At 65.7% G+C, this 16666-nt stretch carries 13 protein-coding genes and 1 pseudogene; 8 read left to right on the forward strand and 6 right to left on the reverse strand.

The features are described from left to right. Nucleotides 1–263: 263 nt before the first annotated feature. Nucleotides 264–2141 carry an EAL domain-containing protein gene (locus tag ACYZGB_RS18935; RefSeq protein ID WP_462390413.1) on the reverse strand — a complete coding sequence of 626 codons (1878 nt, stop codon included), beginning with the start codon at nucleotides 2139–2141 and terminating at the stop codon, nucleotides 264–266. A 155-nt stretch (nucleotides 2142–2296) separates the two neighbouring features. Beyond that, nucleotides 2297–3346 (reverse strand): porin, encoded by a 1050-nt coding sequence (locus ACYZGB_RS18940; RefSeq protein WP_462390414.1) that lies wholly within the window; start codon nucleotides 3344–3346, stop codon nucleotides 2297–2299. 316 nt (nucleotides 3347–3662) lie between these two features. On the opposite strand from ACYZGB_RS18940, the gene ACYZGB_RS18945 reads away from it, so the two are divergent. Both ACYZGB_RS18945 and ACYZGB_RS18950 read left to right on the forward strand, forming a co-directional pair. After that, nucleotides 3663–4286 (forward strand): Crp/Fnr family transcriptional regulator, encoded by a 624-nt coding sequence (locus tag ACYZGB_RS18945; protein ID WP_462390415.1) that lies wholly within the window; start codon nucleotides 3663–3665, stop codon nucleotides 4284–4286. A gap of 183 nt (nucleotides 4287–4469) precedes the next feature. Beyond that, nucleotides 4470–6590, forward strand: a complete 2121-nt coding sequence (locus ACYZGB_RS18950; protein ID WP_462390416.1) for a sensor domain-containing diguanylate cyclase — start codon at nucleotides 4470–4472, stop codon at nucleotides 6588–6590. Between the two features lie 395 nt (nucleotides 6591–6985). Here the strand turns inward: ACYZGB_RS18950 and ACYZGB_RS18955 are convergent, their stop codons facing one another. Further along, the gene (locus ACYZGB_RS18955; protein WP_462390426.1) at nucleotides 6986–7759 is read right to left on the reverse strand and encodes a Smr/MutS family protein; all 774 of its coding nucleotides are present in this window, start codon (nucleotides 7757–7759) and stop codon (nucleotides 6986–6988) included. A 194-nt stretch (nucleotides 7760–7953) separates the two neighbouring features. Then, complete coding sequence (gene radC, locus ACYZGB_RS18960) at nucleotides 7954–8667, reverse strand: RadC family protein (RefSeq protein ID WP_462390417.1); 714 nt, start codon at nucleotides 8665–8667, stop codon at nucleotides 7954–7956. An 89-nt stretch (nucleotides 8668–8756) separates the two neighbouring features. Here radC and ACYZGB_RS18965 point away from each other — a divergent pair, with 89 nt between their 5' ends. Further along, entirely contained in the window at nucleotides 8757–9221 is a 465-nt protein-coding gene (locus ACYZGB_RS18965; protein ID WP_462390418.1) for an FKBP-type peptidyl-prolyl cis-trans isomerase, read from the forward strand. Then, entirely contained in the window at nucleotides 9221–10216 is a 996-nt protein-coding gene (gene ispH, locus ACYZGB_RS18970; protein WP_462390419.1) for a 4-hydroxy-3-methylbut-2-enyl diphosphate reductase, read from the forward strand. The genes ACYZGB_RS18965 and ispH overlap by 1 nt, the downstream gene beginning before the upstream one ends. Before the next feature lie 125 nt (nucleotides 10217–10341). On the opposite strand, the gene ACYZGB_RS18975 is transcribed toward ispH, so the two are convergent. Continuing rightward, entirely contained in the window at nucleotides 10342–11052 is a 711-nt protein-coding gene (locus ACYZGB_RS18975; RefSeq protein WP_462390420.1) for a CBS domain-containing protein, read from the reverse strand. A 167-nt stretch (nucleotides 11053–11219) separates the two neighbouring features. Here ACYZGB_RS18975 and ACYZGB_RS18980 point away from each other — a divergent pair, with 167 nt between their 5' ends. From ACYZGB_RS18980 to serS, 3 genes are all read left to right on the forward strand, one after another. Then, nucleotides 11220–12161 carry a threonine/serine dehydratase gene (locus ACYZGB_RS18980; RefSeq protein ID WP_462390421.1) on the forward strand — a complete coding sequence of 314 codons (942 nt, stop codon included), beginning with the start codon at nucleotides 11220–11222 and terminating at the stop codon, nucleotides 12159–12161. Between the two features lie 171 nt (nucleotides 12162–12332). Then, complete coding sequence (locus ACYZGB_RS18985; RefSeq protein ID WP_462390422.1) at nucleotides 12333–13058, forward strand: hypothetical protein; 726 nt, start codon at nucleotides 12333–12335, stop codon at nucleotides 13056–13058. Between the two features lie 136 nt (nucleotides 13059–13194). After that, nucleotides 13195–14514: a serine--tRNA ligase gene (serS, locus tag ACYZGB_RS18990; RefSeq protein WP_462390423.1), complete on the forward strand. Its 1320-nt coding sequence runs from the start codon at nucleotides 13195–13197 to the stop codon at nucleotides 14512–14514. A 383-nt stretch (nucleotides 14515–14897) separates the two neighbouring features. Here serS and ACYZGB_RS18995 read toward each other — a convergent pair whose 3' ends face one another. Continuing rightward, entirely contained in the window at nucleotides 14898–15797 is a 900-nt protein-coding gene (locus ACYZGB_RS18995) for a LysR family transcriptional regulator (RefSeq protein ID WP_462390424.1), read from the reverse strand. A 122-nt stretch (nucleotides 15798–15919) separates the two neighbouring features. On the opposite strand from ACYZGB_RS18995, the pseudogene ACYZGB_RS19000 reads away from it, so the two are divergent. Next, a pseudogene (locus tag ACYZGB_RS19000) lies at nucleotides 15920–16546 on the forward strand (alpha-hydroxy acid oxidase); the annotation flags it as partial. Nucleotides 16547–16666: the final 120 nt, after the last annotated feature.

Here is a 16666-nt window from a genome sequence, read left to right on the forward strand (position 1 = left end):
CACTGATTTCTCCTGAAAGTGGCTTGCAGCTTGGGATGGCGGTCCATGTGCTGCACAAAAGCACAGCTATAAAAATTCCGAGAAACCCGGCATACCTCAGCCCATCAAACTATAGCCTGCACAGTTGAAAGGCTGTGTGCCTGGGAACTCAATCCGGGCGCGCACAGAATCCATGAGCGCATGGACTTCGTTCAGAGGCGCGCGAGAGGTAGAGGCGAACTGGCTGGCAGCGTGAATCGCCCCATCCATACACCCGACGGAAACTACGCCGCCAGCACATCCTGCAGCGCCCGCGTGGCGGCCAGCGCGCCCAGGCTGGATTCGGTGAAGCCGCCGTGCAGCACCACACCGGTGGCGGCCAGCTTGGCCTCGTGTTTGGCCACGGCGGCCAGGTTGGCCACTTCTTCGGCGTGCCGGAAGCGCCCGGGCGTGATGCGCACCGCACCGATGGCGAGCGTGGTGCACGGAAAGAACCGCCGCACGCCATGCCGGTCTTCTGCATGGATGCCGCCCGCCAGCCGGGCGCCGTCGTCAAACAGCGTGACGGCCTCGCGGGCGAACTCGTCCACGATGTTCTTGCAGCGCTGCAGCCAGTTGCTGCTCTGGAAGATCAGCATGAAATCGTCCCCGCCCACATGGCCCACGAAGTCGCGGCGCGCGTCGCAGTGGGCCGTGGCCAGGCGCGCCACCAGGCGGATCATCTGGTCGCCGCGCCAGTAGCCGTAGTGGTCGTTGAAGGGCTTGAAGTTGTTCAGGTCGGCGTAGCAGGCCACAAACTCGGTGCCGCTCTCCAGCAGGCGCTGCATGTGCAGGCTGATGGGAATGTTGCCGGGCAGAAAGGTGAGCGGGTTGGCGTGCCGCGCGGCTTCGATGCGGGTTTCGGTCACGGCGCGCACCAGCTGGTCGCCCGTGCCCAGGCCCAGGTAGCGGCCGTTGTCGGTGACGATGTAGCCGTCGTTCAGGTAGCGCTGGTCCTGCGAGGTGAGGATGCCCACGAGCTGGTCCACATCGCAGTCCAGCTCCACCACGCGCGGTGCATGGTTGGCAAATGCCAGGCACGATTTGCGGCCGTGCACTTCGCGGAAGTACAGCGTGGCGTAGTGGTTCATGAACTGCTGGCGGTTGATGAGCGCCACGGGGCGGGTGCCGTCCACCACGGCCAGTGCATGCAGGTCGGTGTGCTGGTGGAAGATCGCGGCCACCGCATCGTTGCTGGTGGCGGGCGATGCGGTGGGGGCCTGCACCACCAGCAGGCTGCGCAAAATGCCCGGGCGCGCGGTCTGGCCCAGGTGCGGCAGCACGGCCACGCGGCGGTCCTGCATCACTTCCAGCGCCGGGCCCTCCACCGTGTTGCGTGGCTCGCGCGCCGGGCGGCCCAGCAGCCATCCCTGGCCGTAGGGGATGTCCAGGTCGCGCAGCGCGCGCAGGTCGTCGCGGGTTTCGATGCCTTCGGCAATCAGCTTGGTGCCAAACACATCGGCAATGCCCTTGATGGCTTGCAGCATCTGCAGGTTCTCAGGGTGGTCGCTGATGTCGTGGATGAAGTATTTGTCGATCTTCACGAAGTCGGGTTTGACCTCGGACCACAGCCGCAGGCTGGAGCGGCCGTCGCCAAAATCGTCCAGCGCCACGCGCGCACCGCAGGCGTGCACGGCCTTGATGGCCTGGCGCAGCACGGGCATGTCGCTCACGCGCTCGTGTTCGGTGATCTCCAGCACCAGCATGCGGGCGCTCAGGCCAAAGCTGCGCACGGTCTCGCCCAGCATCTCGGCGCCCACCAGCGCCACGCCGTGCACCAGCGCGTCGGCGCTGATGTTGACGAACAGGCGGCCCGGCGCCTCGTGCTGGCCCCATTGGGCGAGGGCGGTGAATACGCACAGCAGCTCGAAGTCTTGCAGGATGCCCTCCTGCCGCGCCAGGCTCAGCAGCACGTCGGGGGTGTGGAGGGGGGAGTCCTGGGGGCCCCGGATCAGGGCTTCGTGGGCATGGATGTTGCCCTCGCGCAGATCAGCCAGGGGCTGGAAGACGCAATGCAGCCCACCCGCCTGCATCAGCCGGGCCAGCGGGCCGGTGCCATGGCGTGCAGCGGGCGACAGCAGCGCCATCATCGCCTCCAGCCGGCTCCATTGGGTGTTCTGCATCGCGTTGTGGGTCTCTGAGCAAGGACGCAAAGATACCCAGCCGCCGTGACAGTTTGGTTACAGATCCATGAATGCTACTGTTTTGATAGCTTGTGTAGATTCTCTGTAGCGCGGAAGAGGCCTTTTTTCTTCAAAAAGGCCCTGCTAGAAAAGCCTCAGAAACGGTGGCGGACGCCCACGCCCACGCTGCTGCCTTTGGCTTGGTTGGTAATGCGGTCGGCCATGGCCATCACGTACAGGTCGGTGCGCTTGGACAGGAAATGGTCGTAGCCCACGGTGAAGGTCTTGCGCGAGATGTCGGTGGCGCTCAGCGTGGTCTGAGCCCACGATGCCAGCACCTTGCCAGTGGCGCCTACGGGCACCGACACGCCCAGCTGCGTGGTTTTGGCCTTGTTGGTGGTGTTGTCGGCCTTGGCCTGGCCGTAGCTGGCAAAGGCCTTCACCACTGTGAAGTCGTAGGCGCCGCTCAGCATCCAGTCGGTCTTGGTGGTGCCCAGGTAGGTGCTGGGCACGGCGGGGTTGCTCATCTGGTCGCGCTCGTAAAAGCCGGTGAGGGTGATGGGGCCGTTGAAGTACAGCGCGTTGATGCCCACGTTCTTCTTGCCGCTGTCGCCCGCAATCTCGCCAAACTGGTAGTGCAGGTTGGCCGAGAGCCCGCCAAAGTTGGGCGTGCTGTAGATGATCTCGTTGGCCCAGCCCGTGTCCGACGGTGTGGTGGACCCCCAGCCGGTGCCGTTGAACAGCGGCACGTTCATGTGCAGGATCACAGGCGCGAAGGTGAACGAATCCCCCAGCGGGTTCGACACGATGGAGGGCAGGAAGTTGGGCGCCATGCCCCGGCCCACGGTGACGGTGCCGAAGCCGCCCGACAGGCCCACGTTGGCATCGCGCGAGAAGAAGGTGTCGTTGGCGAAGCGGCCCTGCACGCCACTGTCCACCTTGATGAACGAGGTGAGCGCAAAGTTGGCCTTGAGCCCGCCGCCCAGGTCCTCGGTGCCCTTGACGCCGAACCACGACGTGGTCATGCCACCACTGCCCACCACCGCGCTGCGGCCCGCGTCACCGGCATTTTTCATGGAGCCAACGTACACATCGGTCAGCCCCATCAGCTGGACCGAGCTTTGGGCCTGGGCCCCGGCGGTGCACAGCAGCAGTGCGCCGCCCAGCGAGAGGGACAGAGACAGTGTGGACAGGTTTTTTTTCATGGATTTTCCTGGAGGTGAAATGCCGGATGCCCGGCGTTGGGAAAGGGGGGATTGCGGCCCGGTGTGCACCGTGGTGCAGCGGCGGGCCCGCACGCAGGAATCCGCAATTTCCGTGCCTCTGCTGACACAGGTTCTTACAGCTGCACATCCCATCGCAGTGCAAGCAGGGCCGGGTGCAGGCAGGTGGGCGGTAGCAGGTCCGCACGCAGCTTTCTTGTGTTTTTGCGCAAAACCCTTGCAGGGCGCGGCTTGCGACGTGGTTTGGCTTTGATCTTGCTCAATGCCCCCGGCGCAGCGACACGGCAAAGTGGCTTCCATGCTGCCCTCTACCCTTTTCTCCCTGCCCGCTGACACCGAGGTGATCGCCCCCGGCGAAGTGCTGCGCAGGCGCAACGAGGTCCTCACCTCCGTGCTGCACCTGGAAAGCGGCCGCGTGCTGCGCGGCGTGCTGGATGACGGCTTTCTGCGCCACCAGCTGGGCGCGGTGGAGGGGCCGTTCTGGCTGGATGCCGCGTCGGCCCTGATGGGCCTGCCCTTCCCGGTGGACATGGTGGCCGACACGCGCCTGCAGGTGCGGCGCCTGCCGATTGAGGAATTCCGGCGCAGCCTGGCAGCCATGCCAGCAGGCGCGCGCGGCCTGCTGCTGGACATGGCCCAGGGCTACCGGCAGCAATCCGAACTGGCGGTAAGCCGCCTCGCGCAAGATGCGGAGTCGCGCTGCGCGCAGTGGCTGCTCAAGCACGCCGAATCGGACCCGACGGGCGCCATGCAGGTCACGCTGCACCAGCGCAAGCGCCTGATTGCCGCGCAACTGGGCATTGCCCCCGAAACCTTCTCGCGCGTGCTGCGCCATTTGCGGGAGCTGGGCCTCATCCATGGCACCGGCAACGTGCTGAACCTGCCCCAACCCCGGGCGTTGCAGTCCATGGCGGGGTGCTGAGGGCCCGCCGTCCCCGCGCAGCGGGGCGGCGCCGCACTCAGGGTTTTTCCTTGCGTTTTTCCAAGGGTTCCACCCAAGCCCCCGGCCCCGGGGGCTGCGTATATTTGTTGGGACATGTCTGCTGTGACCCGTCCCCATGCCTAACTTACCGTGTGCCTGCGACGCTCCTGTGCCGGGGTGTCCATGACAGCCCCCGCACCTTCGGCTGCGCCCGACGACGCACCCGGCTGGCTGGTGCCGGGTGCGCTGGTGCTGTGGCTCATGCTGGTGGCAGCGTTGGCCGTGGCCTTGTCGGGGGCTCTGGCGGCCTGGCTGGTCACGCGCGCGTCGGGGCAAGAGGCCGTGCGCAGGGTGGTCAACCAGCAGACCGATGAGGTCGAGGTGGTGGCCCGCCTGCTGGCCAGCAAGATCGAACAAAGCCAGAAGGTGCTGCGCACCGTGGCCGCAGGCATCACGCCCGGCATGCTCGAATCCCCATCGTCGCTCGAATGGCTGCTGCAGCAGGGCCTGCCCGCCGTGCAGTTCTTCGACACCATGCAGGTGGCCCGCGACAACGGCGAGCTGCGCTTGAACCTGCGTGCCGGGCAGCAGCAAAAGGCCGCCGACCTGGACCCGGCCGAGCGCGACGCCCTGCGCCGCACCCTGGTGGATGGCAAGCCCCTGGTGTCCGAGCTGATCGCGGGGCGCGGCGGCGAGCCGCGTGTGATGTTCACCATGCCTTTGCACCGCGAAGACGGCACCGTGCTGGGCGTGGTGGCCGGAGCCTTGCGCCTGCAGTCGCAAAGCCTGCTGCCCCCGTCCATGACGCTGCCTGCGCGCGAGGACTCGCAGCTCATCGTCTTCACACGCGACGGCACCATCCTGTCGCACTCCGACTCGTCCCGCATCCTGGGCCAGGTGCGCGACGAAGCCGGGCTGGCGCCGGTGTACACCCGCTGGCTGACCCAGGCCCAGCCCGTGGTGGGCCGGGGCATGAGCCATGTGCAGCCCGACCACATTGTGAGCATGGCGGGCATGCCCCTGCCGCAGTGGATCGTGGCGCGGGTCAGTACCTCGCAGGCATTGCTGGCGCCCCTGCGCGGTGCCCAGCGCGAGGCCTGGTGGCTGGCCGTGGCCAGCATGCTGTTGTGCATGCTGCTGGCCGTGGCCCTGATGGGCTGGATGGCCCAGCCCCTGGCGCAGCTCACCCACAAGGCGCGCCAGTTGCTCAAGACCAGCACCCGGCACCAGCAGCCCCCGGCCGACCAGGACTGGCCCCGTGCGGGCGGCGAGGTCGGCGAGCTGGTGCGCGTGTTCCAGGGCCTGGTGCAGCAGGGCCAGCAGCAACAGCAGCGCAAGGACACGCTGGACGGCCAGTTCCAGGCCGTGCTGGACAGCGCCTCGGTGGGCATCATCATCTCGCGCCACGGCATGCTCGACGTGGTGGGCCGCCAGGCCTGCGTGATGCTGGGCTACACCGCGCAGGAGCTGCAGGGCCGCCCTGCACGCACCGTGTACGCCAGCGACGCCGACTATGCCCAGGTGGGCGAGCGCGTGCGCTCCGAGATGGCGGCACACGGTGCGTTCGACGGCGACATCTGCTTCATGCGCAAGGACGGCACGCCCGTGTGGGCCCGTGTGCAGGGGCGCAGCGTGCGGCCCGACGAGATGCATGGCGGCACCGTGTGGATCCTGGAAGACATCACCGCCGCCCGCGAAGCCCAGGTGCAGCACGCCTGGGAGCGCTCGCACGATGCGCTCACCCAGCTCTACAACCGCGCCGCTTTTGACGAGCGCCTGGGCTTGCTGATGGCCGAGCGCTCCACGCGCCAGCGCAGTTCCGCAGAGGATGAGGATGGTAACGAGCCGCAGGGCGACGGGGTGGTGCTGTTCCTCGATCTGGACCATTTCACTGTGGTCAACGACATTGCCGGCCACGACGCGGGTGACGATGTGCTGCGCCATGTGGCCCGCCTGCTCGCATCGCAGGTGCGCCAGATCGGCTGGGCGGCGCGCCTGGGAGGCGACGAGTTTGCCGTGGTGTTGCCCGGCTGCGCCCTGGCACGCGGCCAGGCGGTGGCCGAGCAGCTGCGTGTGGCGGTGCATGCCTGGGAGCCGTCGTACCAGGGGCGCAGTTTCACGCTGGGGGTGAGCATCGGGCTGGTGGTGCTGGATGCGAGTTTGCAGGATGTGCCGTCGGTGTTGTACGCGGCGGACATGGCTTGCTATGACGCCAAGCGGGCGGGGCGCAACCGGGTGGAGACGCGGCATGCGAGCCAGGCGACGGTGTCGGCGTCGGGGCGGATGGCGTTGGGGCCGGTTTGAGGCTTTTTTGGCTGCTGGCGCCTGATGGTTATGCCTTGGAAGCTATTGTTTTTGTAGTGAATGTTTCCTGGCCGTGAAGGTTGGGACTGCCTAAGTTCATGTGGCTCGCAAACCGTTCGGGCTGAGCCTGCCGAAGCCTTGGTATACACCCCAACCGTTCGGGCTGCGCTTGTCGAAGCAGGAGCGATAACCCGGCTCCCGCCCTCCGCACCAGCATGCTTTTCGAACCAGCATGTCAATGCTTTGACAAGCTCAGCCATAACGGCTCCGGGGTTGTCCCAGGCTTCGATAGACGTTCAGCCAGAACGGATGGAAGATGTTGAACTGGTTTTGACCCACTCAACCCGAACGCTAAGCAGAAATCAAAATGCTATAAAAATAGTAGCTGAAAAGGTTTATCCAGAATGCGGAAGAGAGCCTGTTTTTGCATTTCTGTGAAGCACCGGCTGCAGCAACACCACCAGCGCGCCAGCGCCCCCATCCATGGGCCGGGCCTGCACAAAGGCCAGCACCTCGCTTTTTTGCACCAGCCAGCGCTGCACGCGGCCCTTGAGCACGGGGCTCTTGCCGGGCGAGCCCAGGCCCTTGCCGTGCACCACGCGCACACAGCGCAGCCCCGTCTTGTGGGCGTGGCGGATGAAGTCGCCCAGCGCCTCGCGCGCCTCGTCCACGCGCAGGCCGTGCAGGTCGAGCTGGCGCTGGATGCTCCAGTGGCCCGATCGCAGGCGGCGGGTGATCTCCACGCCAATGCCGGGCCGGCGAAAGCTGAGCTGGTCATCGGTGTCGAGCAGGGTGCTCACGTCGAAATCGTCACTGATCGACTCCATCAGCACCCGTTCTTCGTCCAGCCAGTGCTGCACCGGCAGCGGCGGCGGCTGGTGGCGGCGCACGCGCGCCAGGTTGGGGTTGCGCAGCGGGGTGACGGGGCCCACGCTGCGGCTGAAGAGGTGGCGCTCGGCCTCGGCCCGTGCTGCTGCTTCGCGCCGGGCCTTGTCTTCGGCCTCGCGGCGCTCTTGGTCTTCGCGCAGGCGGCGGGCCACGGTGGCCAGGTCCTGCAGCTGGGTGATGCGCTCGCCTGCCCGGCGCGGGGCCGGGGGGGCGCGGCGGCGGGGTGGTGCGGGGTTGTCTGCGGCTGCGGGTGTGGCGGGGGCGTGGCGCAGCGGGCGCATGGCGGCCTTGGCTGCCGCTTTTTTGTCGGCCAGGCCCGCGCGCCGGGCGGACCGGTGGATCGTGGAGGGCGGCGGGGCTGGCGCGGGGGCTGGCTCTGCGGCTGCGGCATGGCCGCCCGCCGCCGTGCGCGCAGCGCGTGCCAACGCGGCTTGCAGCGCCGTGGGCGGGGGGGTCGGTGCGGGCGCAGGGGCGGTCACACCAGGCCCTTTTCCGCCATCGACAACGCCTGGCCCGGCGCCACGATCACATGGTCGAGCACGCGCACATCCACCAGCGCCAGCGTGGTTTTCAGGGTCTGTGTCAGCGCCTCGTCGGCGCGGCTGGGTTGTACGCTGCCGCTCGGGTGGTTGTGGGCCAGCACCACGGCGGCCGCCTGGTGGTGCAGGGCGCGCAGCACCACTTCGCGCGGGTACACGCTGGTCTGGGTGAGCGTGCCGCGAAACAGCTCCTCCAGCGCCAGCAGGCGGTTTTGCGCATCGAGGAACAGCACGGCAAACACCTCGTGCCCCTTGGCGGCCAGGTGCAGCTGCAGGTAGTGCTTGACGGTGTCGGGCGAGTCGAACACCTCGCGCTCGCGCAGCTGCTGGGCCAGGGCGCGGCGCGCCAGCTCCAGCACGGCCACCAGTTCGGCGCGTTTGGCGGGGCCCAGGCCCTTGATGCGCTCCAGGTCGGCCGCGTTGGTGTGCAACAGCCCGGCAATGCCCCCGAAGCCGCCGTTGATGGCGCCGGTGTCCGGGTCGATGCCGGGCGGGTCCAGCAGCTCCTGCGCCATCTGCAGCACGCCCTTGCCCACGATGCCGGTGCGCAGCAGGATGGCCAGCAGCTCGGCATCGGCCAGGGCGGCGGGGCCGCGCGCCAGCAGTTTTTCGCGGGGCTGGGCGTCGGCGGGCAGGTCTTTGAGGGCCATGGAACGAGGAGGTGGGACGCGCCAGCGGCGGTGGTGGCGGTAGGGCTTTGCCCGGTTTTCTACAATCGCAGGAGTTTATCGAGACTGTCATGACCTCTACCGCTGCTGCTTTGCCCACCGTCCAGCCGGGCTCTTTCCTCACCTTGCACTACCGTCTGGCGGGCCCTGCAGGCGATGTGATCAACACCTTTGCCGACAAACCCGCCACCCTGTCGCTGGGCACGGGCGAGTTGTCGCCCGCCATGGAGCAGCGCCTGCTGGGCCTGGCCGAAGGCACGCGCACCACCTTTGAGCTGGCTGCGGGCGAGGCCTTTGGTGAGCGCAACCCCGACATGCAGCAGTGGGTGGCCCGCAAGCTGATGAACGAGCTGGGCGACCCCGACGAGAAATACAACGTGGGCGATGTGGTGCAGTTCCCCACGCCCGATGGCCAGGGCAGTTACGCAGGCGCCGTGCAGCAAGTGCGTGAAGATGGCGCGGTGCTGTTTGACTTCAATCACCCGCTGGCGGGCCAGCCCGTGACCTTTGAAGTGCAACTGATCGGGATCCTGTGATGCAGGCACCGCAAGAAATCCTGCTGGCCGAGCCGCGCGGGTTTTGCGCAGGGGTGGACCGCGCCATCGAGATCGTGGAGCGCGCCATCCAGAAATTTGGCGCCCCCATCTACGTGCGCCACGAGATCGTGCACAACACCTACGTGGTGAACGATCTCAAGGCCAAGGGCGCGATCTTCATTGAAGAGCTGTCGGACGTGCCCCCGGGCGCCACGCTGGTCTTCAGTGCCCACGGCGTGAGCAAGGCCGTGCAGCAAGAGGCGGCGGCGCGTGGCTTCAGCATTTTTGACGCCACCTGCCCGCTGGTGACCAAGGTGCATGTCGAGGTCGCCAAGCTCGCCAAGGAGGGCTACGAATTCATCATGATCGGCCACAAGGGCCACCCCGAGGTCGAAGGCACCATGGGCCAGCTCGACCAGGGCATCCACCTGGTGGAAGACGTGGAAGACGTGGCGCGCGTGCAGCCCGCGCAGACCGAGAAGCTGGCCGTGGTCACGCAGACCACGCTCTCGGTGGACGATGCCGCCGAAATCTCGGCCGCCGTGCGTGCGCGTTTCCCCAGCGTGCGTGAGCCCAAGCAGCAGGACATCTGCTACGCCACCCAGAACCGGCAGGACGCCGTGAAGGTGCTGAGCCCGCAGGTGGACGTGGTGATCGTGGTGGGCAGCCCCACCAGCTCCAACAGCAACCGCCTGCGCGAGCTGGCGGCCAAGCTGGGCACCACCGCCTACATGGTGGACAGTGCCGAAGAGCTCAAAGGCGAGTGGTTTGACGGCCTTGCGCGCGTGGGGCTCACGGCGGGCGCATCGGCGCCTGAAATCCTGGTGCAGCAGGTCATCGACCGCATCAAGGCGCTGGGCGCGGTGTCGGTGCGCAGCATGGCGGGCATCGAGGAGACCATCAAGTTCCCGCTGCCCAAGGGGCTCAAGATCGATGCGGCCACGGGGCTGGAGATTCGCGAGCGCACGCCCGAGACGGGGCCGTCTGCACACTGACGGTGGGGCGGTTCAATAGAGACAAAGGGCGCTCACAGGCGCCCTTTTCTTTTTTTGCTCATCAATTGATAGCTACTAACGCTTGACCATTGCGCGGTAGCAGCCATTTTTATTCAAATTTTCCGTCACAACGGCACAGCAGGCCCGCTCCACAGGTCCAGTGGTGGATCGGCCGCCACGGCGCGCAGGATGTCGGTGCGCGAGATAAAGCCCGAGAGCACGCCCGCTTCGTCCGTCACTGGCAGGCCTGGCAGGCCCGTGTCCAGCAGCACGGCGGCCACGCGGCGCAGTTCGGTGTCGGGGGACACCGTGGGCACGGGGCTCACCATCACCTCCGCCACCGGGCGGCGGGCCAGGTCGATCGCCTGCTTCACGGCGCCGGGCTCGGGCAGCAGGTCCAGCGGCGCCATGTCGGCCCGTAACAGCAGGCCAATCACCCGGCCCAGCACATCCACCACCGGTGCCTGGGCCACCTTGTGCTCGGCCAGGGTCTGCCAGGCGTCGTTCACGCGCGCATCCGGCTGCACGCTGAGTGCGCCGCGGGTCATGACATCACTGACCCGGGTCAGCGGCTGGCGGGCATGCTGGGGGCCCTGTTCGGCTTGTGAGTAGGCGCTCACGGCGTCCTGCAGGCGCAGGTTGACCACAGGGGGGGCGGCTTCTGCCGTGGCCGCGTGGGGCGGGGCAGGGAAGACGGGCGCGGGTTCCCCCGGCAGGTCCAGCGCCCGGGTGCGCAGTGCCTGGGGCCGCTGCACGCGCCGCACCGACGAGATCTGGGCCAGGTTCTCCGGGCCGCCCCGGTACATCTGGCCCGACGGGCCGAACACAAAGAACATGTCTTTCCTCCTGCAGGCAAGCCCGCAACGGACGTTGGTTGGGGGCTGCTCTGTCCATGTTATCGGCAGTTGCGCGGCGCGCGTGCAGTCAGCCTTGTGTCTGCATGTTGCGGGCAGCCCCTACACTGCCCCTTCTTTTGACACCACCTGCCATCCGGAGCCCCTGCATGATCGACCGCGCCGCCATTGCCGCTGCCCGCCGCCAACTGGCCACCCAGCCCGACTTTCTGCGCACCACGCCGCTGATGCGCGTGTCCGGCCGATCCCTGGGGGTGGACTGCGCCGAGGTCTGGCTCAAGCTGGAGCACCTGCAGGTGGGCGGCAGCTTCAAGGCGCGCGGCATGCTCTACCGTCTGCTGGCCAACCCCGTGCCCGAGAGCGGCGTGATCATTGCCTCGGGCGGCAACGCTGGCATTGCCGTGGCGGCGGCTGCCCAGGCCCTGGGCGTGCGCTGCGAGGTGTTTGTGCCCGAGGTCTCGCCCGAGGCCAAACGAGCCCGCCTGCGCGCGCTGGGGGCTGAAGTCGTCGTCACTGGCGCCGCTTATTCCGAAGCCTTTGAAGCCTGCGTGGCCCGCCAGAAGACCACCGGCGCACTGCAGGCCCATGCCTACGACCAGCCCGAGGTGGTGGCGGGCGCAGGCACCCTGGCGCTGGAGATGGAAGAGCAGGCCGGCCGCCTGCCCGACACGGTGCTGGTCAGTGTGGGTGGCGGCGGTCTGATTGGCGGCGTGGCCGCGTGGGTAGAAAGCCGCGCCCATGTGGTCGCGCTGGAGCCCGAGCGCGCCCCCACCTTGCACGCGGCCCGCGCTGCGGGCCAGCCGGTGGATGTGGACGTGGGTGGCGTGGCCGCCGATTCCCTCGGCGCCCGCCGCATCGGGGCCATTGGCTGGGAGGTGAGCCAGCGCCACGTGCACGATGCGCTGCTGCTGCCCGACGACGCCATCCGTGCCGCCCAGCTTTGGCTGTGGAAGGAGCTGAAACTGGCCGTGGAGCCCGCTGCCGCGCTGGGCCTGGCCGCGCTGCAGACCGGCGCCTACCGGCCCCAGCCGCAGGAGACGGTCGGTCTTATTTTGTGCGGTGCGAACTTCGATCTGATCAGTTTGGGTTGATCAAGCGCTGCTTAGATGTGTGGATATGCTTACATTGTTATTTTTGCATGCCGAGTGGTGCTGTCCTGGGCGCCTATTTGCGCAATCGATATTTTTAGTAATTGAAAATGATTGTTTTTGAATTTTTGTCGCTTTGAGATTTTTTTGTAATATATTTTTAGATATTGTATGATGAAAAGATTTATCCCTATCTCTATTGTTAGTACGCTGCTAATTTCTTGCGGTGGAGGTGGTGATGGCCAGGTGGTTAAAACATCCGAGGATTGTTTTAATGAGGGTTTTTTGCGGGCAGGTATGAGAATTTCTGTGCAAAAAGATTTTCGTGCTAGCACTGGAGTGTCATATCAGAAGCAGGAATACTATACTGTAAGCCAGTCCGCCTCGGCAAACGGTGTACTTGAAGCGACGGTTAGTGGGCCTGATTATGTAAATACATACTTTTCATTGGAAAATGGAGTTTTGAAGGAGCATAAGAGGGCGTCTGCAAAGATGTTTTTATCTGTTGATGAGATGGTTCCGCCTAAAGCGTTTCCGGTAAGAATGGAGATCGGTCAGACGGTTTGGCAGCGTTATTTGGTGAATTCATATCGGGCTAGTCCCTCTGGGGCACTTTCTTCGGTTGCGGATGGCGCAGAATCTAGAACTTATGTCGGGCGAGAGGTGGTTGAAACTCCTCTTGGTGCATTTGAAGTTTGTCGGTTTAAAATCAATGAGAAATTGATTGTTTCTGATGATGCGCAGTCTTCTACGGATGAAGAAAAGACTCTTTGGGTTGTGGCTGGTGGGATTTATCGAGGTTTGGTATTAAAGAGTGAGTCCAGTGTGTCTCGGCCGACCGGCGAGCGCTCTACAACGGTGATGGAGGTAAGCAAGGTGGATACATTCAACGTCAACTGAAATGAGCGTTGCTTAGATGCGGAGATTTGGCCTTTCCTGCATCAGTGCCAGGTGCTTTTGGCGCTGCACCTTTTGTATGTGTTGTCCTTTGATCGCCGCTGCCCTTCTGGCTCCTCTAGCCGTCTAAAATCCCTCCATGCTTGACATTTTTCTCCTCCGCAAAGACCTCGACACCGCCATCGCGCGGCTGGAAACCCGCAAAAAGCCCCAGGCCTTCCTGGATGTCTCCGCTTTCCAGGCCCTGGAGTCCGAGCGCAAGACGCTGCAGACCCGCACCGAAGAGCTGCAGGCCCAGCGCAACCAGCTGTCCAAGCAGGTCGGCATGCTGATGAGCCGGGGTGACAAGGACGGCGCCGAAGCCGTCAAGGCCCAGGTGGCTGAAGGCAAGGCGGAGCTGGAACAATCCGCTGCCCGTCTGGAGCAGATCCAGTCCGAGCTGCTGGCCATGCTGGTCGCCGTGCCCAACCTGCCGCACGAGTCTGTGCCCGTAGGCAGCGACGAAACCGGCAATGTGGAAGTGCGCCGCTGGGGCGCGCCCCCCAGTTTCGCGTTCGAGGTGAAGGACCATGTGGATCTGGGGACGCCTCTGGGCCTGGATTTCGACATGGGCGCCAAGCTCTCGGGCTCGCGCTTCACGGTGATGAAGGGCCCGATCGCCCGCCTGCACCGCGCACTCGCCCAGTTCATGCTGGACGTGCAGACCCAGGAGCATGGCTACACCGAGTGCTATGTGCCTTATGCCGTGAATGCTGACTCGCTCAAGGGCACCGGCCAGTTGCCCAAGTTTGAAGGCGACCTGTTTGCCGCCAAGAAGGGCGGCCAGGACGGTGAGCCCGTGCCGGACAACACCGCGCTGTACCTCATCCCCACCAGCGAAGTGCCCCTGACCAATTTTGTGCGCGATGTGGTCACGCCAGAGGCCGACCTGCCCATCAAGCTCACGGCCCACACACCATGCTTCCGCTCGGAAGCCGGGAGCGGCGGGCGCGACATTCGGGGCTTGATCCGCCAGCACCAGTTCGACAAGGTGGAAATGGTGCAGATCGTGCACCCCGACAAGAGCTACGAAGCGCTGGAAGAAATGACGCGCCACGCCGAGGCCGTGCTGCAGAAGCTGGGCCTGCCCTACCGCGTGATGAGCCTGTGCACCGGCGACATGGGTTTTGGTGCCGCCAAGACCTACGACCTGGAAGTGTGGCTGCCCGCGCAGAACACCTACCGCGAGATCAGCTCGGTGAGCAACTGCGAAGCCTTCCAGGCACGTCGCCTGCAGGCCCGCTTCAAGAACGCACAAGGCAAGAACGAGTTGCTGCACACCCTGAACGGCTCTGGCCTGGCCGTGGGCCGCACGCTGGTGGCGGTGCTGGAAAACTATCAGCGTGCGGACGGAACCGTCGAGGTTCCGTCCGTTCTCCGCCCATACATGGGCGGAGTGTCGGAGCTTGCTCCGACCTGAGCGGATAGTTTCTGTGTAGGCTCACTTTCGCAGCGCGAAAGTGAAGCGAAGCGTGCCGGAACTACAACTACCAGCAGGCCGGCGGCAGTGTGGTGGTGCCTGAGGCTCTGCGCCCTTACCTGGGTGGTCTGGCGGTATTGCAGGCCTGAGGCCGGGTGAAGGAACCCGGCATGTTCGATCGTTCGGACAAGCCGGATTCCTTCGGTCCTTCTGGGCACGCACGGTGCGGCCGATGGGCCGATGACCCTGGGGGCGTTTGCGCCTGCGGGCCGCTGCGCCACCCCTCCATTCCTGTAACGGGCCCTTGTGGCCCGTTTTTTTCCTTCCAGCCTACGCATTCAGGGCGCGTGATGGTGCTTTTACGGGAGGCTTGGGACCGACGCTCAGGCCGCCAGGGCAGGCGGGGCTGAAAAATCCACCTGCGCCTGGGCCAGGCGCAACATCGCAGCCACCAGCGCCCGCGTATCGCCCCGTCGCCATTGGTATGCGTAGTGCAGGGGCGCCAGCGGCGTGCGTCCGCCCACCGCGCGCAGGCCGAGTGTGCGGACCCAGCCCGCTGGCAGAAAGCCCACGCCCACGCCAGCGCGCAGCATTCCCGCCACAGCCCCCCAGCTGTTGCACAGGATGCGCTCAGGCACTGTGACGCGGTGCGCCAACAGCCAGTCGTCCAGCAGCCGCGTGGTTCCCGCACCGGGTGGCAGGGTGACCAGGGCATGGCGCTGCAGCAAGGCCCCGGCGCCCATCCTGCCCGCACCGGGCAGGCCCGGTGCGGCCGCCCAGGTGAAGTGCGCAGCCCCTACCGGTTGCGACAGCAGGCTGCTGCGGGAGGAGCGCCCGGCGATCACGGCAAAGTCCAGCTCGCCATCGTCCAGGCGGCGCTCCAGCACGCTGCCCACATTCACCACAGGCTCCAGCGCGAGGCGAGGGTGGGCCTGCCGGGCGGCAGCCACAAAGGCGGGCAGCCAGGTGAGCGCCGAGAGATCGCCCACACCAAAGCGGCACCGGCCAGTGATTGCCGGGCGCGCATCCACCGCCTGGCCCAGCGCCGTCATGGCCTGGAGCACATCAAGCGCTGCAGGCAGCAGGCGCTCGCCCGCTTCGGTGAGCACGGCACGATGGCCGCTGCGGTCAAACAGTGGCTGGCCCAGCACCGACTCCAGCTCGGCGATGCGCTTGGACAGCGACGACACCGACACATGCACGCGGTCTGCAGCAGTGGTGAAGTTGGCGCAGGTGGCGGCCCACCAGAAGGCTTCGAGCTGCTTGATGGAAGGGCTTGGCATGGTCTTTGGTCGAAAAAGCGAACGATTTCATTCTAGATATTTCGCTTTTATGCGCATCGAATGCTGCCTAGAGTGGGGACTCGCATGAACGCGTTCTGAACGCTTGTACCGATGTCCACACCATGACCACCGCCACTGATCCCTTGTCTCCTGCTGCAACGCCACTGCCGCGCCCCCCGGCCGTGCTGCGCCGAATGTTGTCGCTGCACGACTTTGAGGACGCCGCGCGTCGGCGTCTGCCCCGGCCCATTTTTGGCTACATCGCGGGCGCGGCCGAAGACAATGCCTCGCTGCGCGACAACCGCGAGGTGTTTGGCGAATACGCCTTCGCCACGCGTGTGCTGCGCGACGTCTCGCAGCGCTCCCAGTCCGTGGAGCTGTTTGGCGAGCGCTACAGCAGCCCCTTCGGCATTGCACCCATGGGCATCAATGCGTTGTCCACCTACCGGGGTGATCTGGTGCTGGCGCGTGCGGCGCAGCGTGCGGGCATCGTGTCGGTCATGAGTGGCACCTCGCTGATCCCGATGGAAGAGGTGGCGCGCGAGAGCCCGGGTACCTGGTTCCAGGCCTACCTGCCCGGCGACCAGGCGCGCATTGATGCGCTCATCCACCGTGTGGAGCGTGCAGGTTTTCGCACGCTGGTGGTCACGGTGGACATTCCCATCTCGGCCAACCGCGAGAACAACATCCGCACGGGTTTTTCAACCCCGCTCAGGCCCGGCCTGCGCTTGGCCTGGGACGGCCTAGTCCACTGAATCATTGAAATTGGCTGCATGCACTCCATATTCGAAGGTATGCACAGGATGAACTTAACGACAGACGAGCGTGACCAATTGGAGGCATTGGTCCGCAAGCGAAGCGCCAGCGCG

This window comes from Acidovorax sp. Q11 (genome assembly GCF_054950075.1).